The following is a 24527-nucleotide window of genomic DNA, read 5'->3' as shown; positions in this document are numbered from 1 at the left end:
GGACCGATGACGCCTGAACCGGATACCCAAACAGCCGAGGAAACCGACGCCCGCCACGCCCAGAAAATGGCGAAGAAGAAGGCCGCCCGCGACAAGATCATGGCGACCAAGAGCGGCGAAAAGGGCCTCATCATCGTCCACACCGGCGCCGGCAAAGGCAAATCGTCCTCGGCCTTCGGCATGATCGTCCGCTGCGTCGCCCATGGCTTCCCCTGCGCGGTCGTGCAGTTCATCAAGGGCGCCTGGGACACCGGCGAGCGCCGCCTGCTCACTGGCCATTTCGGCGATCTCTGCCAGTTCCACGCGATGGGCGAAGGCTTCACCTGGGAAACGCAGGACCGCGCCCGCGACATCGCGGCCGCACGCGCCGGCTGGGAGAAGGCCAAGGAGCTCATCCTCGACGAGAGCTTGCGCATGGTCGTGCTCGACGAGATCAACATCGCGCTCCGCTATGACTATCTCGACATCGCCGAAATCGTCGAATTCCTGACGACGCAAAAGCCTGCGCTAACGCACGTCGTCCTCACCGGGCGCAACGCCAAGGACGAGCTGATCGAGATCGCCGATCTGGTCACCGAGATGACGCTGGTCAAGCACCCATTCCGCTCGGGCATCAAGGCGCAGGCCGGCGTCGAGTTCTGAATTCGATGGCGCGCGCATTGATGATCCAGGGGGCGGGCTCGGACGTGGGCAAATCGCTCATCGTCGCCGGCCTCGCGCGCGTCTTTACGCGGCGCGGCCTGCGCGTGCTTCCGTTCAAGCCGCAGAACATGTCGAACAACGCGGCCGTCACCATCGATGGCGGCGAGATCGGCCGCGCGCAGGCGCTGCAGGCGTTTGCCGCCGGCGTCGAGCCGCACACCGACATGAACCCGGTGCTGCTGAAGCCCGAGACCGATGTCGGTGCGCAGATCATCGTGCACGGCAAACGCATTGCGACCGCGCGCGCCCGCGACTACGCCGCGATGAAGCCGTCACTCATGGGCGCCGTGCTGGAGAGCTTCGAGCGGCTGAAGGCGCGCGCCGATCTCGTGCTGGTCGAGGGCGCCGGCAGCCCGGCCGAGGTGAATTTGCGCAAGGCCGACATCGCCAATATGGGCTTTGCGCGCAAGGCCGACGTGCCGGTCGTGCTGGTCGGAGACATCGACCGCGGCGGCGTCATCGCCCAGCTCGTCGGCATCAAGACGGTGATCGACCCCGACGATGCCGCGATGATCCAGGGCTTTGTCATCAACAAGTTCCGCGGCGATCCCACGTTGTTCGACGACGGCTACAGACTGATCGAAGAAAAGACCGCCTGGCGCGGCTTCGGCGTGCTGCCCTGGTTTCCGCGTGCCGGCGAGCTGCCTGCTGAGGACGCGCTCGGCCTCAGCGACGCGCGCAAGCCGGGCCAATGCAAGATCGCTTGTCTGGCGCTGTCGCGAATCGCCAATTTCGACGATCTCGATCCGCTCAAGCTCGAGCCCGGCGTCGATCTCGTGATGGTGCGTCCGGGGGAAGCCATTCCCGGTGACATCAGCCTCGTCATCATCCCCGGCTCGAAATCGACCCGTGGCGACCTCGCCTTTCTGCGCGCGCAGGGCTGGGACATTGATCTGCTCGCGCATCACCGCAGGGGCGGCCATGTGCTCGGCCTCTGCGGCGGCTATCAGATGCTCGGGCGCAGCGTTGCGGACCCGGAAGGAATAGAAGGCCCCGCGGGCGAGACGCCCGGTCTCGGACTTCTGGATGTCGCAACTGTCATGAGCCCGCAGAAGACGCTGACACGCGTCTCCGCCGTGCACGCCGCGACGGACCAGCCCATCGAGGCCTACGAGATCCACATCGGCCGCACCGACGGGCCCGATCGCGCGCGGCCGTTCGCGAAACTGAACGGCGAGCCGGAAGGCGCGATCTCGAGGGATGGCCGCGTGCAGGGCAGCTATTTGCACGGCCTGTTCACGTCTGATGATTTTCGCAAGGCGTATCTCGCAAGGCTCGGCATTCCCGCAGGCGGCGAGCCCTATCACGCCAGGGTCGAAAGCACGCTCGATGCCCTCGCCGATCACATCGAGAAGCATCTCGACGTCGAAGGCCTGCTCGCGCTAGCGCGCTAGGACTTCGCCGATCCGCTTCCATTCGGATTCGCGGCCGGGAAGCCCGAGGCGTAGCCATGTCGGCCTTTGTGCGAAGACACGCGACCAGATCTGGCTTTGTGCCAATCTCTCCTGCGCGGCGAGCGCGTCCGGTGTCTCGTAGAGACGAAACAGCGGCGTCCCCCCAAGCAGCATCCAGCCTTGCGACTGCGCCATGGCGTCGAGGCGCACACAATCGCCCGCGAGCCGCACTGACGTGGCTTTCGCCCAGGCATCGTCGCGCAAGGCGCGGCACCCAATCGCAATTGCCGCCCCTGATACGGGCCATGGACCCGACAATGCCGCGAGCTTGCCTATGTCGGACGAATTGCCAAGTGCAAAACCGAGCCGCAGGCCGGCAAGCCCATAAAACTTTCCGAAGGAGCGCAAGATCAGTAGTCCCGGCCGATCTCCTTCAGGCGCAAGCGATAGCTGCGGGACGGCATCGGCAAAGCTTTCGTCGATCACGAGACGGCCGACGCGCGGCAGCAGCGCGAGCAAATCCTTTGGCGAATGGCAACGGCCGTCGGGATTGTTGGGATTGACGACGATGGCGAGGTCCGCGCCAGCCAGCGCGTCGAGCTCGCAGACCTCCTGCACATCCCAGCCGGCGGTCGACAACACCCCGGCATATTCATTGTAGGTCGGAGCGAGAGTGCGCGCGCGGCGGGGGGCCGCGAGTTGCGGCAGCAATTGAATGGCGGCCTGGGCACCGCCCATCGCCAGGATCGGTGCTTGCGTGCGATAAGCGTGCTGCGCCGCCTGATGTAGCGCCTGGATCTCTGCGCGCGACGGCAACGCGCTCCACGCGCGCGCACTCACCTCGCCCACGGGATAAGGCAGCCGGTTGATCCCCGTCGACAGGTCAATCCAGTCCTCCGCGCGTCCGCCGAAACGCTGCTGGGCCTGATCGAGATTTCCACCGTGCTCGCGCATGCCCCGTTCTTTCACGCGAAGGCCAGGATCGCAAGGAGGCCTGCGAGCAGCAGCATGGCCCGGCGATAGACCGTCAGTGCCTCGCCGATATCCGCGGCGCGTGGATCGCGCGCGCCCCCGTTCAGCCAGGGCTCGTCGGTGACGCTGCCGTGATAGATGCGGGGGCCGCTGAGCCGCACACCGAGTGCGCCCGCCATGGCCGCTTCGGGCCAGCCGGCATTGGGCGAACGATGACGGCGCGCATCGCGCGTCATGCACGACAGCGCCTCGGACCGCCGCGGCGCCAGCAGCACGAACAGGAATCCGGTCAGCCGCGCTGGTATGAAATTGGCAACATCGTCGATGCGCGCCGCGGCCCAGCCGAAGGCTTCATGCCGTTCGCTGCGATGGCCGATCATGGAGTCCAACGTGTTGATCGCCTTGTAACCTAAAATGCCTGGCAATCCGAACAGCGCGCCCCAGAACACCGGCGCCACGATTCCGTCGGAAGCATTCTCCGCAAGGCTCTCGATCGCCGCGCGCGCGATGCCGGCTTCATCGAGCGCCGCGGGATCGCGGCCAACGATACGCGAGACTGCCTCGCGCGCGGCGGCGATATCGCCAACCAGCAATGGACTTGCGACCGCAGCCACATGATCATGCAGCGAGCGCGACGCGACCAGCGGCCAGGCCAGGACACCCACAATCACGATCTGGATCCAACCCGAGGGAAGCAAGAATTGAAGCGCCCAACCGATCACAACGGAGAGCGCAATCACCAGGAGTGCTCCGGCGGTGCCAGCAGCGCGGCGCAGCGCCGGAGGATCGGCCGCGCGATTCCAGCTGCGATCCACGGCGCCGATCAGCCGCCCCAGCCAGGTCACGGGATGCCCGATCCGCGCGAACAGCCATGACGGCCAGCCCACCAGGGCATCAACCGCCATCGCCACCACCATCGCGCCCGCAAAGCCCACACCTGCCTCCTGTCCCGCTCCTGTTGCGCAAAGCGAGACGCGAGCGCAAGCCCCCCGCCGCCTGATTTCGGCTTTGTCTTTGGCCGCGTTTGGTGATTAGTCAGGCCCACAGGAGACTTTCATGGCCGTCATCTTGATTACGGGCGGAGCGCGATCGGGCAAGAGCAAGCGTGCGGAAATGCGCACGCGCGCCTTTGCCGGGCAGCCCATCTATGTCGCGACGGCCGAGGCGCTCGACACTGAGATGGAGGCGCGTATCGCCAAGCATCGCGCGCGGCGCGGAACCGACTGGATCGAGCGCGAAGTGCCGCTCGATCTCGTCAGGGTGCTGGTCGCAACCGACGGCGGCGGCGCAAGGCTGGTGGATTGCCTGACGCTGTGGCTCTCCAACCTGATGCATGAACAGCGTGATTGGGAACGTGAGGTGGGCGAACTCGCAGGCACCCTGCCCCGTCTGAAAAGCTCAGTCGTCTTCGTCACCAACGAAGTCGGCCTCGGCATCGTGCCCGACAATGCGCTGGCCCGCAGCTTTCGCGACGCCGCCGGAATCATGAACCAAATGATCGCTGATGTTGCCGATGAGGTTGAGTTCGTCGTTGCCGGCCTGCCGATGAAGTTGAAATGATGCCGCGTACCGAGCTTCTCAAAGACATCATTGCCGATCTCAGGATGGCGGCATCGTTCGTGACGATCCTCCCTGTGTCATCGTCGAAGCTTGCGGCTGACGGCGCGATCGCGCGCGCGACCTGGGCCCTGCCCGTCGCGGGACTGCTGGTCGGCCTTGCCGGCGCGTTGGTCTACAAGATCGCCATCCGGTTCGGACTTACACCGAGCCTTGCTGCCCTGCTCGCTTTGGCGACGACCGCCCTCATTACCGGCGCGCTGCATGAAGATGGCCTTGCCGACACCGCCGACGGGCTCGGCGGCGGGCGAACGCGCGAGCGCAAGCTCGAGATCATGCGCGACAGCCGGATCGGCACCTATGGCGTCTGCGCGCTGATCCTGTCCTTCGGCCTGCGCTGGAGCGCGCTGGCGACGATCGCCAATCCTTTCGCCGTCACGCTGGCGCTATGCGCCGCGCATGTTGCTGCCCGCGCGGGCGTGCCGGCCTTCATGTCACTGGTCCCACCCGCACGGCCGGACGGGCTTTCGGCGAGCGCGGGAGCGCCACCTGGCCGCAGCGTCGCCATCGCTTTCGCGCTTGGAACGCTCGCGCTTGCCCTCGCGTTAGGGCCGGGCAAGGCGCTGGTCGGCCTGATTCTGCTGTCGCTCGCGGGCCTGATGCTGGCGCGGCTCGCCATCCGTCAGATCGGCGGACAGACCGGCGACATCCTCGGCGCGTTCGAGCAGTCGGGTGAGATCCTGATCCTGCTGGTTGCGGCCGCCTTCCAGATGGGGCGCTAGCTTCATGGTCGAGTTCGATGACGCCTTCCGCCAGCATTTGCGCGAGCTGTTCGTGTGGCGGCGCGACGTGCGCCGCTTCCGAGCTGACCCGCTGCCGGACGGCGCCATCGACCGCCTGATCGAGACCGCGTGCCTGTCGCCCTCGGTCGGCCTGAGCCAGCCCTGGCGCTTCGTCATCGTGGACGATGCCGCACGCCGCCGCGCCGTGACCGACGATTTCAGGGCATGCAACGCCGACGCTTTGGGTTCTTATGCCGGCGAACGCGCGGCGCGCTACGCCACGCTGAAACTGTCGGGCCTCGAGCAGGCCCCCGGTCACCTCGCGGTGTTCGCCGACAAGGCCAGCGACATCGGCCACGGCCTCGGCCGCGCCACCATGCCGGAGACCACGGAATATTCCGTGGTCTCCGCGATCACCGCGATGTGGCTCACCGCGCGCGCTGACAGCATCGGCATCGGCTGGGTGTCGATTCTCAGTCCGGATCGTATCCACGCCATTCTCGACGTGCCTGATAGCTGGAAGTTCATCGCCTATCTCTGCATCGGCTACCCGGAAATCGAATGCGATCAGCCCGAGCTGGAGCAAGCGAAATGGGAGCATCGGCGCGGCGCGGAGGAGTTCACGCTGCGGCGTTAGCCAGAGCGCCTTTCCTCAGTGATCGACGCACCCAAGCTCGTCATGCCCGGGCTTGTCCCGGGCATCCACGTCTTCGTTTTGACGCCAAAGAACTTGGATGGCCGGGACAAGCCCGGCCATGACGGAGAAGATACTTTCCGCTACGACTTGCTCCTGCCGGCCACCGCCGCCACGGGCGCCGGGCTTTCCGGCTTCTGGAACATCAACAACGGCCGGAAGATGACGCGGCCATAAGCTTCGTAATGGTTCTGGGTCGACACCGCCATCTTTAGCGGTGTCGCGTAATTTGCCTCGAACGTCATGAATGACGCGTAGGTCCAGGAGAAGCCGACGCCGACGGACGCCATTTCGGTGACGCCGGGGAAGGTCGAATACACCGCACCCCAGTCGGTGAAGACGTAAGTGTCGAACCCCCTGAGCCATTGCGACCAGTTGTAGTGCAGCTCGGCGTTGAAATAATAGCCGCTGTCGCCGGAGGCCGCATTGGAGGGATAACCGCGTACGGTGGTGGGACCGCCGATCGAGAAGATCTGATCGCCCGGCAGCAGCTTCTCCTGCGTGTACTGCCAGCTCGCCAGCACATTGGCGCTGAAGTTCTGGGGCCCCGCGGCGCTGGTCGCGATCAGCGAGCCGGTATAGGTGTTGAACGCGCGGTTGTTGCCGAGCACGTGGTCCTGCCAGGCGATGTAATTCACCGCCGGCGACACCGTGATCGAATAGGTGTTGCCGGACTTGGTCACCGACACGCCCGCCGTGGTCCTGTCGTAGTGATCGTCGGTGACGGCGACCGTGGCGAAGCGGCTGACCGTCTTGCCCTCGGTCAAGGCGGCGTTGAGCAGCACCAGCCAGTCCTGCGTCACCCAGACCGGCTGGCTGAAATTGACCGCGGCCTGGCTCGAGCGACCGGTGACGTCGAGCGCGACGAAGGGCCCCTGGATGATCTTGATCTTGCCTTCGGTGTAGCTGACGCCGGCGCGGCCGCCCCAGGGATTGACCGGGATGCTGTAGGCGACATTGCCGTTGAGATTGCCGTCGGAGCGGACGCCATAGAAGGTCAGGCGGTCGTCGACGCCGAACAAGCCGTGGCGCTTGTAAAAGGCCCCGCCCTCCCAACGCCCGGTATTCTCGGCGCCCTGGTTGTCGGTGAAGAGCTGCAAGGTGTCGATCGGCGGCTCGATCACCGCGAATTGCAGGTCGGTGAGGCCGAAGCTCGTGCCGGGCTGCAGCAGCGCCTTGATCTGCACGTCGTTGGTGCGGTTGAACCAGATCACGTCGCGGTTGAGCTTGGGAACGTCGAGGACCTCGCCTTCAGGCTCCTTCACGCGATCGAGGATGTAGTCGGTGCGGGTCTGCTTGTTGCCCTCGACCGTCGTCTTCTGCAGCCGGCCTTCGGTCAGCTTGACGCGGACGACGCCGCCCTTGGCGTCCTGCTCGGGCAGCGTCGCGATGCCCGTGACGATACCGCGCGCGGCATAGACCGCGTTGATGTCAGCAACGAGTTGCAACAGTGAGGCGATGTCGACGTCCTTGCCGACATATTTCTTCGCGATCTCATCCAGCTCGGCCGGCGTGATGAACTTGGACTCGTCGAACGTGACCTTGCGCAGGCGGAATTTCGGCCCGCCCGGCTTCAGGAGCTGGGACTTCTCCCGCTCGCCGCCGATCACCGCCGGCCCTGTGAGCTTGGGCGGCGCGCTCTGCTGTTCGAGCTGCCGCCGCTGCCGGTCGACGTCGTTCTGAATCACGCCGGGATTGATCGACTGGGCGCGTGCGGCAACGATGCAGGACGCTGCCAGCCCGACCGCCAATGCTGCCCCCCGAATCCGCATCCCGAATCCAATTACCATGCCTCTGCGAGACGGCCAATCGCCGGCTTCGCCGTCTCGACCGCAGCGTCCTTCCAGCCCGGACGTCCCGCACGCTGTCCCTTCTGGCGCAGCTTGCGCATGTCGCTGAGGCCCTCGATGTTGACGGCGGGACCGGAGCCGACGGCCTCGACCGGCCGCGGCGTCAGCAGCGCGTCGAGCCGCGCCTGGCCGGAGAGACCGAGCAGGTAGAACGTGCCGCCGTCCTTCTTCGCGAGCCAGGTCTCGATGTTCTCTTGACCCTGGCTGTCGACCGCGATGTTGCGCACCATGCTGGCGCCGGTGAAGTCGTAGCAGCAGGTATGGGTCGGGCCGTAATTGGTCACGGTCGCCGAGATGTTGCCGGTGTAGAACACCACATAGGCGTTGCTGACATTGGCGTTACCGACCTGGCTCATCGTGAACACGCCGCCCGGCTGGTAGAGCTGGAGCGACGGCCAATTGGACGGCGCCGGCGAGCGGTTGTTGAGCAGCACCTGCGCGTTGGCCGTGGTGAGCATCAGCTGACCCGGCACATAGCCGTTCAGGATCGAAACGGCCGGTGCGTCCGTCCAGAAGGTCGCGTCCACCACCCTGAACTGATTGACGATGATGCTGTCCGGATCGATCGAGATGTTGGCGGACTTCGCGACGCCGCCGTTATAGCCGGTGATGTTCAGGATCAGCGGGATCGCCGGGTTGGACCGGATCTGCTCGCCCTTGACGTTGATCGTATCGGCCGCGAGATCGAGTTCCCGCACGACGCTGACCCAGTTGATCGAGAGGTCACCCGGCGAAGTCAGCTTGACGATGTTACCCCGGATACGGTCGAGCGAGACCGAGCCAGCCGAGGCGAAGCGCGTATCGCCATTGGCGGAGATCGACCCGCCGCGGATCGAACCCGTATCGGAGCGCAGATCGATGTCGCCGGCGTCGCCCGGGATACCCGTCGTGGTGAGCTGGCTGAAGACGATGTCGTTCACCCCATGCAGGGTCTGCGTGCCGCCGCTGACGGCCGTTCCGAGATTGATCGCCCCTGCCGTCGCGGTGATGCCGAGCGAGGTGCCGACATTGAGATTGTCCCAATGGACGACAGTGCCGCTCAAGACCGCGTTGCCGGTCGAGGCCGTGAGGTTATGACCGGTATTCGTCCCCGCCGCGATCAGCCTTGCCGAGCCGTTGGCTGAGACCGAGCCCAGTGTCGCCACGCCGCCAGCCATCACCGTTTGCGCCAGGATGAAACCGTTGTCCGCGCTGACGATGATGCTGCCGGCACCGCCGTTGATGCCCGTCGCCGTCAGCGCGTTGAAGGTGACGTTGTCGCGGGCGTGGATGGTCTGCGTGCCGCCGCTCTGCGCGGTCTGCAGCGTGATGCTGCCCTGCCCCGCGATCGCACCGAGCGACGTCCCGACATTGAGCGTGTTCCAGTTGACCGGACCGCCGGCGGTCAGCAGGCCCGAACCAGTCGTCGCAGCCAGCGTGTTGCCGGTGATGGTCGTGGCGGCCAGCAGCGTCGCCGAACCATGGGCCGAGACCGAGCCGAGCGTGGTCGCGCCGCCCGACATCACCGTCTGCGCCAGGATGAAGCCGGTGTCGGCGGTGACGTTGATGCTGCCGACGTCGCCGGCATTTCCGGTGGCGGCGAGCGAATTGAACGTCACGTTCTGGGTCGCGTGGACCGTCTGCGAGCCGCTGCTGTCGGCGGTGCCGATGACGATGCTGCCGTTGTTCGCGACGGCTTTGAACCTGCCGCTCGCGCCGGTCGCCGTGCCTGCGACCACCTGGTCGAGCGTCAGCCCGCCCGTACCGATGATGTCGACGCTGCCCTTCACGGCCGACAGCAGGCTCACTTCCGTGTCGGTGAGAGCCTTGACGTAGATGTCGCCGGCGCTCGCGCTTGCCGACAGCCGCGCGGCGCTGAAGGTGAACCGGCCCGTCGCGTTACCGATGCCGTTCGATGCGCTCAGTAACACTTCGGCGCCTGCGCCGGAGGCGAGGAATTTGGTCTGGCCGTCGCCATTGTCGATGATCGCTCCGAGCGAGGCAACACCGCCGGCGGTGACGATGATCGAGGGCGCGTTCGAGGCGGCCGCGTAGGACAGCGGCGAATTCAGCTGGCCGATCGTCGCGTCGCCCGTGGTGGTCACCGAGATCAGTCCGGCCGCGTTGACGGCCGAATAGGCGCCCATCGACAGCGTCGCAGCTACCAGCGTCACGCCGTCCGAGCTGCTGGTTGCAACCACCGGCGCCGCGCTGGTGCCGGCCGCAAAGGTCATGCCGCGATTGGCGAGCAGCTGCATCAGGCCGCCGCTGGTGATGCTGGTGTTGATGGTGAGCGCGCCGCGCGCAACGTTCAGCGTCAGCGCGCCGCCCGCCGTCAGCGTCCCGTAGGTGCCGCTCGTGCCGACCACGAGATCGCCGGTGACCGCGAGGAGGCTGAGGTCGCCGACTGCCGAGCCGGTCACAGCACCGGAGATGTTCACCTGCAGCGGCTGGAATGTCGATCCGTTGAAGCCGATGCTGCCGCTGGCGCGCAGGTCGAGGTCAGTGCCAAGGATGTGGATCGCGCTGCGATCCGTAAAGCCGGCTTCGGCGTAGATGCTGCCGGTCGCAGCCAGCTGGATCGCATTGCCGGCGGAGATGTTGCCGAGGATGAGATCGCCGGTGGTCTGCTTCACATAGATGCCCTGCGCCGACGAGACCTGGTCGAGCTGGTCGTTGCCGGGGTCGGCGAACGCGATCTGGATCGCATTCGGATTGGTCGCGGGATTGCTTCCGGCGGTCCCGGGGGCACCGATATTGCCGTGCTCGGCGATCAGGGTCAGGTTGCCGATATCACCCGATATCACGGCCCCGCCCACATTGGCGGAGATGCTGGTCACGGCGTCGAGCTTGACGTCGCCCCGACCGGTGACCTCGATGCCGTTAGCCCGTGCGGCCGTGATCGGACCGTAATTCGCGGTGACGCCGCCGAGTGCGAGGCTGTTCTTGCTGCCGAGATAGATATTCGTCAGCGCCTTGGCCGAGATCGCGATCGGGTTGTCGACCACGACGAGATTCTGCTGCGACAGGCTGACCGTATAGGTCGTGACATGGGTCGTCGGATCCGTGACCGCGCCGACGGTGAGCTGACCGGGACCGGCCGTCGCGAGCAAGCCCCTCTGCTCCGGCGTCAGCGACGAGGAATCGACGCTGGTGAAGGTGAAGGTCTGGGGCGCCGCCGAATTGCCGACCGAGCCACGCGGCGCGTAGAACATGATCTGGTTAGCGCTGACATTGGCCACGACGTTGTCGTCGATTGGCGGCGGTGCCGCGCCGACGGCCGACGACGAGACCGTGTAGGCGAGCTGGCTCTGCGTCCACTGTGAGCCCGCGGTGATGATGCCGTACACCCGCTCGGTCGATGCGAGCGTATAGGTGTAGTTCGCGTTGTAGGCATCGAGCGCCGTCTGCAGCGCCGTGTTGCTTGGCAAGCGCTGATTGGCGGTCGAGACGCCGTCGAACAGCTTGGTGAACAGGGTCGTCGACAGCGAGCTGCCGAACAGGGTCGCCAGCGGATCTGCGGGCGCGGTGCCAAGCAAATTCGTCAGCGAGCTCTTGAGCTCGTCGGTGCTGATCTTGCCGAGCAGGAACTGATCCCGCAGGAACCGCGTCGTCGCCTCGGCCTTCATCTGCGTCGTCGTGACGTTGGCGGGATCGATGCCGAGCTTGGCAGCCACCTGCGCCCGCAGCACCGTCAGTCCCACCGAGGTTGGATTGTAGGTGCTGCCGTTCGGGAACGCGATGTTCTTGAGCTGGAAGTAGTCGTTATAGGCCGACGTCACCATGGACTGGTAGCTGTTGACCGCGTTGGTGGCGGCGTTGCCGCTGAGCAGATCGAGGCTGGTCCAGACGTTCTGGAGATGCTGGCTCTGCGCCTGGGTGAGACCAACCGCCGCTCGGCCGTTCAAAATGCTGGCCTGGTTGCCGTCGGAGCCGGCGGCCTCCAGGAAGACCGGGCCGCCGGTCGACTGGATCGTGCCGAGGCGCAAATCGCCCTTGGACTGGACGATATAGGTGCCGGTCGCCGAAGCGCTGTCGAGAACACCGCCGTCGACGGTGCCGTCGGCTTGGACCGTCCCCGTCGCCTGGATCACCAGCGGATTGATGTTGGTCAGGGTGGACGCGCCGTTGACGACGGCGCTCGTCGCGCCGATTGCGCCCGCGGTGGAGTTGATCTCGATATTCTTGCCGATCACGACGGGGGTGGCGACGTTGTAAGCGGCCGCCGAGTTGATGTCGCCGGTCGCCGAGATGAAGACGCTGCCCTGCGGCGCGCGCCCGGAGACACCCGAAGCGACGGCGACCTGGTTGATCGAGAGCGAGCCGACGGCCGCGATTGCGATGTCGCGATCGATCGACGTGGCGGTCAGATTGCCGCCGTAGACCTGCACCTGGACCGGCGTGCCGCTCGCGCCGAGCGAACCGATGCCCCCATCGGCCTGCAGCGTCACGTTCTTGCCCGAGATCATCGGGTTGTTCGCGTTCGCCCCGGACGTAATGGCCGAATTGGCACCGGTGGCGATCAGCGTCGTCGAACCCGAGAGGTTGTTGATCGGCCCGTTGATGACGATGCCGGAGTTCGAGCTGACATTGACCGTGCTCGCGCCGCCGCCGCTGAACTGGATGTTGATCGGGTTCGACGCCTTGACCGTGTTGGTCAGCGTCAGGGTCAGGTGATCGTAGATCTGCTGAAACCAGTCGAAATGGGCGTCCGCACCGCAGCAATTGCCAGAACTCGTGTTGTAGCCACCGCCGTGATAACTGCCGGTCGCCGTGACCACCTCCTGGAAATTGGCGGTCTGCAATTGGCCGGTATTGCCGCCCCCGCCCGTGGCCTGCATCACGTTCTCGACCAGGCTGATGGTGCGGGTCCAGTTCTCTCCGGTCGCCGCATTCGGCGTGTAGTGCCAGCCATAGTCGAACTGCGTGCTGGTCACCGGACGATCGAGCGTCGCCGTGTCGACCCACTGGTAGTACATGTTGGGCTTCACGGCGTACTGGATGCCAGCCGTTCCGCTCATGCCGGTCAACATCGCGCCGGTGTACGCGCTCGCATTGACGCCGGCTGTCCTGTACGTCGACACCTGCTGTCCACCCGACGCGGACGGATTGTAGACGTACCAAGTCGTCTGCTGCTGAAGCTGATCGACGATCTGAATCACGCTGGGCGCGCTGACGCCGGTGTTGATGGTATTGGTGACGAGCTGGAGCCCGGTGGAGTTGTTGACCGTGATCGTGCCCGCACCGCCCTTGACCGCGATCGTGCCCTGGGAGGTGCCGTCGGTCGATGTCGAGATGATCTTGCCGTTCAGATAGACGTAGCCGCCCGAGCCCTGCACCACGCCGTTCACGAGGATCTGGTCGGTCAGCGCGTTGTACCGCACACCGATCTTGATATCGCTGGCGACCAGCGGCGCGGCAGCTGCCGTGATGTCGTAATAGCTGCCGTTCCGCGCGTTGGCCTGGGCCTGGGCGAAGGCCGCGCTGTTACCCTTGAGGCTGTTGATGGCGGACAACGCGCCGCTGCCGATGTCGACCGAGTAATTGCTGCTCGTGCCGCTCTGGATCAGCCCGTTGACGTTGATGACACCCGCCGAGATGATGATCGCCTGCCCGAGGATGAAGGGCGCGTTCGCGGGGTTCTGGTATCCCGAGGGCGTGGTCGAGGCCCAATTCGTGATCGCGTTGGTGTTCGCGGTCCTCGGGGTGATCACATCGTTCTGGATGTTGACGACCTGGAAATAGGCCCCGCACCCATCGCAATTGAACGGCGAGTAGAACCTGGCCGTGTGGTTGGTGGTGACGGTGTTGCCCTGGGCATCCGTCGAGGTCGTGGTGTAATCGTAGGTCGTGTTGCTGAAGACGCCCTGGCCGGCATAGGTGTTCCGTTCCCACGGCGCGGTGACGATCGGTTGGACCGTCGGCCCTTCCATCGCCGCGAGCGTGGCGGTGCTGCCCACGCTGCCGCCGCCTCCGTTGGGCGTGCCGTTGCCCATCGGCAGGAAGATTGCCGAATAGAGCGACAGGCCGTCGTAATAGGTCATCAGCATGCGCGCGGTGAAGACGGTGCTGTTGGCGGCCGTTTGTTGAACGCCGGTATTTCCGTCGACGCAGCAGTAATAGAAATACGGGTGATTGCCGCCTGCGCCGATATGCGGGCTGGTCGCGTAGTCGCCATAGGCGCCGAGATAGGTCGCCGCCGCCATCACCGCCGTCAGCGTGTCGTTGTCGGCCGGCTTGTACTGCACACCGGCCCATTGCGCGGTGACATCGTGGTTCGAATTGTAGAAGCTGCCGATACCGCCGAGGAACACGAACGAACCGTTGGGCGCCACCATCTGGATGGTGGCGGCATTGAGCGACTGCGACGCGACGATGCTGCCCAGATTGTTGGTGATCTTGAGCAGGCCACCTTCATTGGTGACGATGCCGTCGAAATAGATGTCGGGCTTGCGGGTCAGCTGGTTGCCGCTGCCGTCGACGCCGAGCCCGCTGTTGGGATCGACGCGGTTGTAGGTCGCCGAGATGTCGATGATCGGCGTCGCGCTCGGCGTGGCGGTGAAGGTCACGTTGGAATGCGAATCCGGATCGACATGGTCGATCTGGCGGTAGGTGATGTTGCCGCCGGTCACATTGGTGACCGTGAGGTTCGCGAAGTCCATGAAGTCGAGACCGCGGTTCTCGACCTTGATCATCGGCGAGCCGCGCGCGATGACCGCCGGCGCCGAGTGACCGGCGAGGCTGTTTCCGCTCAGCTTCTGAGCCAGGATCGAGACGTTGCCGGCGGACACCAGCATGTCTCCGAACGCGAACGCGTTGCCGGGGGCGTCGGAGGTGTACGGCGCCTGCTGGATCAAGGCGTTGATCTGACGCTGGAAGTCGCCGGTCGGATCGGCGCCGGACGGGGCCATCGTCGGCGTCGGCGTCCGGATCGCGAGCGCGGACCGGATCTGCGTCTCGGTGAGGCCAGTCAGCGTGACGAGCTGGTTGACGACGTTCTGGTAGGGATTGAAGCCGCCGACGATGGTGTACTGCACCGTCTGGTGGTTCCAGCTCTTCACCGGGCTGAAATGATCGACGTCGGCGACGTATTCGAGCGTGGATGATAGCGACGAATACGGACTCGTCGTGCTCAGGGTCGGCGAGCTTGCACCGAGATCGATCGTGATCGTCACGTCGTTGTTGATGCCCGCCACCACCAGGCCGTTGAGCGCGACATCGCCGGTTCCGCTGGTGTGGCTGTGGTTGTCGCTGTTCTTCGCGCTGAAGATGTCCAGATACGGATTGTAATTGCTGCCATTGCCGGACGCCGTGACCTGCCCCTGGGTTGCGCCCAGGTAGATGTCGCGGACGCCGAGCACACGCGAGCCGTCGGAGAGCGTCAGGGTGCTGTCGCCCCCGGCATTGGCCGTGCCGCGGTAGAGGGTCGAGATCGGAATGGCGGTATTGTTGTAGACGACCGTCGTCGCAGTCGCCTGGATGCTGCTGAAGGTGATGGTGTCGCCCGACATGCCGGCGAAAATATTGATGTCGCGCCAGGCCTGGATCGTCGTGCCGCTGTCGACGGTGACGTCCTGGTCGGCGTGCACCCAGGTATTGGTGCTGGCGCCAACGCCGGCGATCGCGCCGTAGAGGCTGGCATTGGCGTTGTTGGACGCCGCCATCTTCGCAGCCGTGCCGATGAAGATCTTGCCGACGCTGAACAGCTCGCGGGCATGGATGTTGACCGCAAGCGTGGCGTTCGCCGTCATGTTGGATTCGGCGCCGCCGCCGGCAAAGAAGCTGGCGGTGGCCAGGCTCGCCGTGTCCCTGGTGTTCAGCGTGTTGTAGGCCTCGATGTCGATCACGCCCGTCGACGTGCGCGGGTCACCGTTGAGGCTCAGGATCGTTCCGGCGCCGATATTGGTGGTGACGGTCTGGGTGACATGCGAGTCGCTCAGCGCAGCGGCACCCGAGAACGAGCCGCCGGACCCGGAACGCGCACCGCCGCCGGCCTGGTTGACGATGTCGTTGGAAATGACAGCGATATCGCCGCCATCCGTATTGATGATCAGATGCGTTCCGATCTCGGCGGTGGTGGTCGAGGTGACGTCATTCTGCGCCTTGCCGGCGGAGACGCCGGCCGTGGACGCCTGGTAGGCATCGCCGTTGGAGGCATAATTGGTGGTGTGCGTGGCCCTGACGCTGAGGCCGCCGAAATAGAGCGTGTCGTCGGTCGTAGCGCCGTCGAACCGCGCATTGGTGACTGCGGTCGAGCTGGTCGTGGCGACCGCCGCGGCGCCGGCGTAGGTGCCGCCCGCACCGACCGTCGCGTTGGCGACGTTGGTATCCTTGCCCGTGGCGGTGATCTCGAGGATGCCCGTGTAGTTGGCGTGATTGAGGCTATCCATGTCCGCAGGCGCGCCCAGATAGGCATAGGTGTGCGCGTTCGAGGAGGTCTGAGCGACGGTCGCGCCCAGGGCCAGGAAACCACTCGAAAGGCCGGTCGCCTCGGCGTATTGAGCGCTGTCGTTCTGAGCCGCGATGAGCACATCGGCGTTCGGAAGCTCGATCCCGGTTCCGCCATACGCGCTGACGGTCGCGTTCTGGGAGGCTTTGGCGTAACTGCCCTGCGCGCCGATCAGCGAACCGCCGCCGCCGGCAAGCGCCTTGGCGTAGGTCGTCGTGCCATAGATCGTCGTCGTGCTTCCGTCAGTGTTGGTCTGCGTACCGATGATCGGGACGAGCGCCATCGCGGTCACGGCGAGCGCGCCGCCCGAGAAGATGGCGTTGTCGCCGACATCGGCCCTAACAGTAGCTCCGACCGTCGACTGGGCGATGGCGACGCCGACCGCAGCACCACCCACCGAGACGCCGATCGCCTCGCTCGACAGATTGGGCGTGATCGATGCCGTCACCAGCGTGCCGACACCGTTCGCGGACGTGGTGATCGAGGAACCCGCGCCGATCTCGGCGGTCACGCTCGAATTCTCGTGCGCCTCCGCATCCGCGCCGACGCCGGCGAGGATGCCGCCGCCCAGCGCCGTTGCGGTCGTCGACAACGTGCCGGCTCCAGCCGCGCCCACCGCCAGCGTCGAGGCATTGATCGTGGCATCGTCCAGAACCTTCGCCGCGACCGAGCTCGACCGTCCGGCCGTCGCGACCGAAGCGCCGACCGCTGCGGCACCGGCGGTGACGCCGCCTGTGAAGACCACTTGGGTCGAGGAATCCTGCGCCATGACGGCGACGCCGGTGCCGCCCGTGCCGGTGATCTGGCCTCCGAGCTGCGCTGTCACGGTATTGGCGACATTGCCGACCGCAACCGCAGCCTGCGCGCCGAAGTAAAGCGCCGCGCCGCCCGCGATCGCCTCGGTGTCGATGGTCTTGCCGGCATAAGGCCCGGTGTCGGCGTCCTTCACGACCGCTGCAACGGTCACGGACGGCGCGGATACGATCGCGCTCAGATTGGCCAGCACGCTGCTGTTGACGCTGGTGTAGCCGATGCCGGCGCCGATACCGACGTTCTTCGCGAAGCCGGCGCCGAGCAGGTACATCTTGGCCGCATTGGCGCTGGTGGCGCCGACATTGACCTGCGTGCCCGTGACGTTGCCGCCTGCAATCTGCGCGGTGACGCCGTCATTGCCGCCGGTCAGCACGCTACTGACGTTGTAGGTCGACGTCACACTGGCACTGTTCGGATTGCCGGCGGTGCCGCTCGCGACCGCGTCGCTGCCATGCGTATTGTTGGTGCCGGCATTCACGGAGGCAATGGTGCCGTTGCCGTTCTGGTTGAGTTGGCCGGTCTGCTGCCCCTGCGTATCCGGATCGGCGGTGTTGGTGCCGCTGATGATGACGCCGACGGTCGCACCGATGCCGACGCTGCCGCCGATGCCGGCGGTGACCGCGTAGGACAGCACTTCCTTGGTGCTGAGCGCGCCCACATTGATCGCGCCGGACGAATTCAGATTGCTGTTGCGGCTTTCCGCGACGGTCTGGCTCTTGAACACAATGATGTTGGCCGCTGCACCCACGCCAACGCCCGCCCCGCTGGCGCCGACCGCGAGCGCGCCGGCGATCTCCTTGATCGCAACGTCCTCGTTGGCGTTGATGGTCACCGCGCCGGCCGCACCGCCCGTCACCCCCTGCAGCGTGGTGTCGTAGACGCCGGCGATGGTGGTGTTGTTGGCGATCTCGATGTTGGCCATGCCGGCGATCGCCGCCGTGCCGGTCGAAAGCGCACCGCCGATCGCGTAGGCCTCGAAGCGGTTCTTGGTCTTGGCCTCGACGTCGAGCGCGCCGCTCAAATTGAGCGCGGTCGTGTGCGCAGCGCCGTTGCCCTGATAGTGGAACTCGTCGCCGACATAGGCCAGGGTCCGGTTCGAGGAGACCTGGACCAGGAACGCCGCGCCGATCGCGGCCTGGCTGCCATAGGCACCGGAGCCGTTCGCGGAGAAGATGCCGGTGTTGTTGTTGGCGTTCACCGTCAGTGACGAAGCCGTCAGCGCGCCGCCGTCGACATAGGCTTCCGTGGTCGCCTGGAAGACGTTGAGCCCGACCGAGCCGGTGTTGAAGCCGATCGCGATCGAAGATGCATCCTGCTCCGCATTGGCCTTCACGGTGACGGCGCCGACCGTCTCGCTCGACGACTGCACGCCGCCGACCGTGGCATTGGTGATATAGGCGAAGGTCTCGCGCGACATCGTCGTCGCGATGATCGTCGCGCCACCACCGCCGCTGCTGCCGTAGGCGATGCCGGCGCCGAACGCGCCGGAATAGGAGAAGCTCGACGCGGCGACCTCGATCTGCGGCTTGAGCGTCGAGGAGGTCAGGCGCGTGTCGATGGCCGCGCTGTCGATATAGGCTCGCGTCGCCCCGCTCATCACATTGGTGATGGGGTTGATCATGATCGCGATGCTGGAACTCGCGGCAAGCGAGGCGACGTTGGTCACGACGGCCTGGTGGGAACTCGCGACCACGGCAAGGCCGCGCACAATGTCCTGGTTCTCGGAGAGATCGGGCGTGGTGTCGGTCGGCGCATGGGCGGTGCCGAGATCGAACGCGTGGACGAGCGTGCCGTTGTTGACCGACAGCGTATCGGTGGTGCTGGTCCCGAGCGCGTCGACCTTGGTGTTGGCACCGGTGATATAGGCTGCGGTGGTTCCGGTGATCTGGTTGGTCACCAGCGAACCCGCGCCGCCGGCTGCCCCCTTGCTGATCGACAGCGCACCGGCAAACACGGCCGCCTTGTCGTTGTTGCCTGCAATCACGCCGACGTTGTTGGTGGCGGTGACATCGGCGCCGTTGGTGCCGTTGGTGCCGGCGGCGGTGATGCTGGCGGTGACGTTGGTCCCCATCAGATTGGTGGCGACCGAGCCGGCCAGCCCGACCTGCGAGGACATCGCGATACCGACCGCGATCGTCGAGATGCTGGCGTTCGAGTTCGCACCGATCGCAACGTTGCCCGAGGCCGTCAGCTTGGACCCGGTGACGCCGGCGCTGACATTGTTGGCGATGCTGCTGTAAACCAGCGCCAGGCCCGCGGCGCTGCCTTGCGTCGAGGCGCCCGCGACGGCGGCCGTTCCGGTGATGCTGGAATTGTCGGTCGCGGTGACGGACACGTTTTTGGCCGTGACGCTCGATTGCGTCGTGCTTGACAGGCTGTTGCCAATGGCCGCCGAGACAGTATTGGAGATGCTGCTGATCGTCGTGCCGCCGACGCCCGCGAACTGTCCGGTCGCAAGGCCAAAGCCGATCGTGACCGCCTGGATCTTCGAGGAGTCGACCGCACTCACACTGACATTGCCGTTGCTGCCGGCCGTCATCAGGACGTTGGCGATATAGGCCGAATGCGTGGTCGCGATGGTGTTGTAGACGATCGAGGCGCCGACATTGTTCTTGCCGGCCTGGATGAGGCCCGCAACGGAGACGATGCTGGCGCCCGGCCCGTTACCCGCACCGTCGTTGAGCGCGGCCGCGCTGAAATCGATGCAGTTCTGCCCGCCCGTGCCGCCGGCGACGGTGCAGGTATCCGAGGCGAGAAGATTGTTGTTCGACTTCTTGACGAGGTTGCCGAGCGCCGTATCCAGCGCCGACACGGCGCCGCTGTCCGCCAGCACCGTCACGCGTCCGACGTTGATGCTCACCGTCGCGCCGCTGTTGATATAGGCGGTCGTAGTGGGCGTGATCTCGCTGACGACGATCGCGCCGGCAAGTCCGTTGGATCCCGCCCCGCCCGAGGCCGCACCGGCCGCGATCACGCTGGCGCTGTCGGCCATCACCAGCAGGGTGTCGTAGTTGGAGATCGACGTGCTGCGGATATGCGCATCGGTCGCGTTGCCGCCGGTGGGATCGGCGATTGAGGCATAGGTCAGTCCGATGCCGACGCCGGCCTGGCCACCCGATATGTAGAGCGAGCCGCCACCGATCGCGATGTTCGTCGTCTGGTAGGCGTCGACTTCGAGCGCGCGATTGACGCCGGTCGACTGGCCCGTGATCGTCGAGCTCTCGATATAGGCATTGGCGCTGTCCGTGATGATGCCGACGGAGGCCGACAGCGACGCCGCATTGGATTTCGATCCCACCACGCCGAGCGCGACGACGGTCTCCGAGCCGCCATTGAGCGCCTGCACCGTCACCGAACTCTGGTTGTTCACAGTGGTGCCGTAGATATAGGCGAGCGTCGCATTGTTCGACATCGCCGCGGCGATCGCGCCGCCGATCGCGGCCCCCTGGGCGGATGCTCCGGCCAGATTGAGCGCCGCGGAGCCGGACCCATTGTTGAGCATGGTGTCGTTCAGCGCCTGGACGATCGTGTTGGTCACCACGGTCCCGGTCGTGGTGAACTTGTTGACCGTCGTGTTCCTGATATAGGCGCTGGTGCCGAGCGCGACGTCGCTGATCGACGAGCTGCCGGCGAGATCGATGCTGAAGCCGTCGGTGCTCGATCCCGAGGACGAGCCGATCTTGCTCGCGGCCGTCGCCACGCCCGCGGCCCCTCCGGTCGCGCCTGCGCCGGCAGCGCCCGCCTTGTCGGAGAAACTGGACGCCTGCGGCTCGGAGATCGATGCTGCGACGGCGGCTGCCGTGATGCGCCCGGAAGTGGTCGCGCTGAGCGTGAGATTGTCGACGTTGACGGCTCCGCTGCCGCCGCCATTGCCGGCAAACGGATCGTCGGCGCTGAACGGCCCCGGCCGGATGTCGGAATGATTGTCCCCGATATAGGCGGAGGTGTCGGTGTTTGCACCGAGATAGGCGACCGCCAACCCGACCGCCGAACCGCCGCTGGTGTTCCGGCTCATCGCGCCGGCCAGTGTCACGACCGACAGATCCTGCTGTGCCAGGATATTGACGGTCGGGGCATAGACGGTGGCTTGGCTGGAGATTGACGCATGCGTCGTGTTGTTCAGGAACCCGAGCGAGGTAATGCCGTTCAGCGCCAGCGCGCCGGCGGCTTTGCCGTTTGTCGGCGCGACAGCGACGAACTGATCGGAGGTGATCGCGTTGACGGCGATGTCGTCCGCCGCCCGTACCGTCGCGCCGTCGGAAATGCCGGCGATGGTGTTGGTGTTGAACTGGACGAGATTGAGCGCGCCGCCGACCGAAGAGCCGCCCGACGTGTTGCCGGTCAGGAAGCCGAGCGTGCCGACATTGCCGGCGGCGTCGATCGACGCGGTCGTCGTGGTCGCCGCGACCTGAATGCTCGTGTTGTAGGTGTGGAGGTCGCCATTGTCCATTCCGACCGACCAGCCGGTGCCACTGCCGCAGGCCGCCGCCGCGCAGGTTGCCGTCAGGTTCGCGCTGCCAGCGACCCACGCCGTCGTGTTGTTGTTCACGACGAAATGGTTCAGCGAGCCGGCGATGCCGATCGTGTCGCCGGCGTCCGCCGTGGCATTGGCGTAGCTGGTCAGGATGTTGCCACCGACGCCGAGACTGCCGTTGAGGTGGCTCAGAACCGCGCCGAGCCCATCCCATTTCAGCCAGGTGTTGGTGATGGGCAATTCCGTGGTGGCATCGACGGCGATGTTCGCCGCGTTGATCAGGGTGCCGCTGCCGACATAGGCGTTCGAACTGTGGGTGAAATTGCCCCAGGCGACGGCCGCGCTGATGGCCGTGCTCTCGCCGGACACCACGTCCTTGGTGATTGCGCTGGCGGTCGCATTGCTGCGAACGCCGCGATCGATGACGTTGCTGGCCACGGCGACGTTGCCGCTGGCATAGATGCTCGGCGCGCCGCCGCTCGGATTCTGCGCGATCGCAGCGGTCGCACTCTGGGTGCTGTTGGCCAGCGAGAGCGCACCGGCGGCCTTGAAATTGAAGTTCAATGGCACCAGCGACGACATGTGGTCCTGGATGATCGACGTCGGCGCCGTGACGCTGCGCAGTCCTGTCTCGATCGCCGCGATCAGCGCCGGCAGGCCGGCGATGGACGACGCCATCGTGGAATTGCTCGTGGTGTCGGAGGTGGCCTCGACCAGAACGGAGCCGTTCATCCGGCTGGCGGTATCGGTACCCAGCGATGCGCCGAGCGTCGCGGTCACCGACGTCGTGATGTCGCTGATCGCGAACGCACCGCCGACGCCGCCGCTCGCCCCGAGGCCGGGGGCCGCGACCGAGGTTGCGCTAGTCGAGAACGAATTGTTGTTGATCGCGCGTACCTTCAAGGTGCTGCCGCTCGTGTTCACCGTGCCCGCCGCAAGATGCGCGCCGCTCTCGACGTTGGCGATCGTCGTCACCGATCCCTTGGAATAGGCCACCGTCGGGACGATCTGCGCGCTCGTCGATGCCGCGAGGGCAGAGACGGCGATGGTCGCATCATTGAGCGCCTTGATCTCGAGGTTGCGGCCGGCATTGATCGTCGCGCCCGAGGCTACGTTGGTCGTGGCGGTGCCGTCGATCTTGCCGACGACGACGCCGGCGGCGACCGGCGTGAGGCTGCCGAGCAAGGTGGACGCGATGGCCGGATCCGAGGCGGTTTCCGATGCATGGGCGGAAATGGTGACATCGCCGCGGCCGTTGATGTCGGCATGGCTGTTGATGTTGATGGTCGCCGTGGCGCTGGCCGCGACATAGCCGCCATTCAGCCCGAGCAGCGAGGCGGCGAGCGTTGAGCCGACGAGCGCGAAATCGCCGGCCAGCGATCCGTTCAGGAAACTCGACACGGCCGTCGACGTCGCGGTGATCGAGATCGTACCGCCGGTGATCTTGCCGTCGACAGTGATCGCGGTGGCGGCGGTGGCCTGGCCGGACAGCTTGATGTCGCTCGCTGTTGCCGTGAGCGTCACGTTGCCGTCGGTGTAGTTGGACCCGCCGAAATTGACCGCCTGGGCCAGGATCTGCGCGCCATTCTTGATATCGATGTTCGGGGCATCGATGATGACGTTGTTGGCGTTGCCGGTCGAATGGCCGGAGCCATCGAGACGACGGGCATCGATCACCGCATGCGCGGCGAGCGTGATGGAATGATCAGCCTGGATGAGGTAGTTGGCACCGGCGCTGAGACCGGCGAGCGCAGCCGCGACAGAGCTGTTCGACAGCGTCACCCCGGTGTCGCCTTGGGCCGCGTCACCGACGACCAGGTCGGTCGGGTCGATCAGCAGCGTGCCGGCCTTGCCGCTGTCCGCGCTGAGGTTGACCTTGATGCCTTGGCCGATGTCGATGACGCCGTTCGCGCTGAAATCGACGAGACCGGCATTGCCGGTCTTCGCGCTGGCGTTGAACTTGGCCCCGCCCGCCACAGTCAGATTCTGGGTCGCCTTCAGGCGGATCTCACCGGCATCGCCGGTCCTGCTCGCGATATTCAGCCTGGCGTTCTTGCCGACCTCGATGTTGTTGCCGGCCTGAACGGTGATATTGCTCGGCGCCGAGGTTTTGCTGCGCGCGGTGAGGCGCCCGTTGACCCTGGCGTTGTTGACGGCACCGATATGGATCGAGCCGTTGCTGACGGTGATCGCGCTGGCGCTGCGCAGGCCCTTCGAATTGACCGAGGCTGCGAATTTCGCGGCGTGGTCGAGATTGGCGATGTCGCGCTGGCTGGCGCCGCCGACGAAGACGTTCTGCCCGGTCAACCGCACGCCATCCTGGGCGTTGATGCGGCCATAGATGCGGATGTTGCCGTCAGGCGAGACCGGAAATGAGCCCGCCATGAGATTGCCGACCGCCGTGCCGTTGATCGCCCCTCCCGGACCGATCAGGCTGTCGGTGAATTCGCGCGTCGGCGTCGAGACGTTGAGGCTGCCGACATTGACCACGCCGCTGCGGCCGACCACGAAACCCTTGGGGTCGGCGAAATAGACGTTACCGCCGATCGCGCCGTTCATGTAGGAGTTCAGCGTGCCGTTGACGTAGACCGGCGCGTCGCGAACGATGTTGACGAGATTTCGCGTCCCGGTCGGCAGTTGCAGGTTGACGGTGTTGCCCTGCCCGACGCTAAACTGGGAGAACGAGTTGAAGGCGTTGTTGCCCGAGACCGTCGACGTCGTGACGTTGGTGACGCTGCCGGAGGTCTGCAAGGAGGTCCCGGTGCGGCCATCGGGAACGATGACGTTCGCTGTCTGCGCCTGAAGACGGACGCTGAACACCGGCAGGAAGACCATCTGCATCGCGCAGAGCAGCGACATCG

9 protein-coding genes are annotated in these 24527 nt (G+C 65.7%); 5 read left to right on the top strand and 4 right to left on the bottom strand.

The window, feature by feature from the left end:
* The first annotated feature begins 6 nt into the window (after window positions 1-6).
* Both cobO and IVA81_RS02485 read left to right on the top strand, forming a co-directional pair.
* Window positions 7-642, top strand: coding sequence for a cob(I)yrinic acid a,c-diamide adenosyltransferase (gene cobO / locus IVA81_RS02490; RefSeq protein WP_247311745.1), 636 nt, complete (start codon window positions 7-9; stop codon window positions 640-642).
* 5 nt (window positions 643-647) lie between these two features.
* Window positions 648-2096: a cobyric acid synthase gene (locus tag IVA81_RS02485; protein ID WP_247311741.1), complete on the top strand. Its 1449-nt coding sequence runs from the start codon at window positions 648-650 to the stop codon at window positions 2094-2096.
* Here the strand turns inward: IVA81_RS02485 and cobD are convergent.
* On the bottom strand, window positions 2085-3050 hold the full coding sequence (cobD, locus tag IVA81_RS02480; RefSeq protein WP_247311737.1) for a threonine-phosphate decarboxylase CobD: 966 nt from the start codon (window positions 3048-3050) through the stop codon (window positions 2085-2087). The two genes, IVA81_RS02485 and cobD, sit on opposite strands and share 12 nt — an antisense overlap.
* A gap of 11 nt (window positions 3051-3061) precedes the next feature.
* Window positions 3062-4003: an adenosylcobinamide-phosphate synthase CbiB gene (gene cbiB / locus IVA81_RS02475; RefSeq protein ID WP_247311734.1), complete on the bottom strand. Its 942-nt coding sequence runs from the start codon at window positions 4001-4003 to the stop codon at window positions 3062-3064.
* Between the two features lie 121 nt (window positions 4004-4124).
* Between cbiB and cobU the strand changes: the two genes are divergently transcribed.
* Genes cobU through bluB form a run of 3 tightly spaced genes read left to right on the top strand, consistent with a single transcriptional unit; the run spans window position 4125 to window position 6044 of the window.
* Window positions 4125-4628 (top strand): bifunctional adenosylcobinamide kinase/adenosylcobinamide-phosphate guanylyltransferase, encoded by a 504-nt coding sequence (gene cobU / locus IVA81_RS02470; protein WP_247311731.1) that lies wholly within the window; start codon window positions 4125-4127, stop codon window positions 4626-4628.
* Window positions 4625-5407, top strand: coding sequence for an adenosylcobinamide-GDP ribazoletransferase (gene cobS / locus IVA81_RS02465; protein WP_247311727.1), 783 nt, complete (start codon window positions 4625-4627; stop codon window positions 5405-5407). Before cobU ends, cobS begins: the two co-directional genes overlap by 4 nt.
* 4 nt (window positions 5408-5411) lie before the next feature.
* The gene (gene bluB / locus IVA81_RS02460; protein WP_247311724.1) at window positions 5412-6044 is read left to right on the top strand and encodes a 5,6-dimethylbenzimidazole synthase; all 633 of its coding nucleotides are present in this window, start codon (window positions 5412-5414) and stop codon (window positions 6042-6044) included.
* 140 nt (window positions 6045-6184) lie between these two features.
* Here the strand turns inward: bluB and IVA81_RS02455 are convergent, their stop codons facing one another.
* Window positions 6185-7873, bottom strand: coding sequence for a ShlB/FhaC/HecB family hemolysin secretion/activation protein (locus IVA81_RS02455; protein ID WP_247311721.1), 1689 nt, complete (start codon window positions 7871-7873; stop codon window positions 6185-6187).
* Window positions 7874-7884: 11 nt separating this feature from the next.
* Window positions 7885-24525: a leukotoxin LktA family filamentous adhesin gene (locus tag IVA81_RS02450; RefSeq protein WP_247311718.1), complete on the bottom strand. Its 16641-nt coding sequence runs from the start codon at window positions 24523-24525 to the stop codon at window positions 7885-7887.
* Between the last annotated feature and the right edge of the window lie 2 nt (window positions 24526-24527).

Source organism: Bradyrhizobium sp. 141, assembly GCF_023074055.1.
In the GTDB taxonomy this organism is placed as follows: domain Bacteria; phylum Pseudomonadota; class Alphaproteobacteria; order Rhizobiales; family Xanthobacteraceae; genus Bradyrhizobium.
This window is presented reverse-complemented; position numbering and strand designations above follow the sequence as displayed.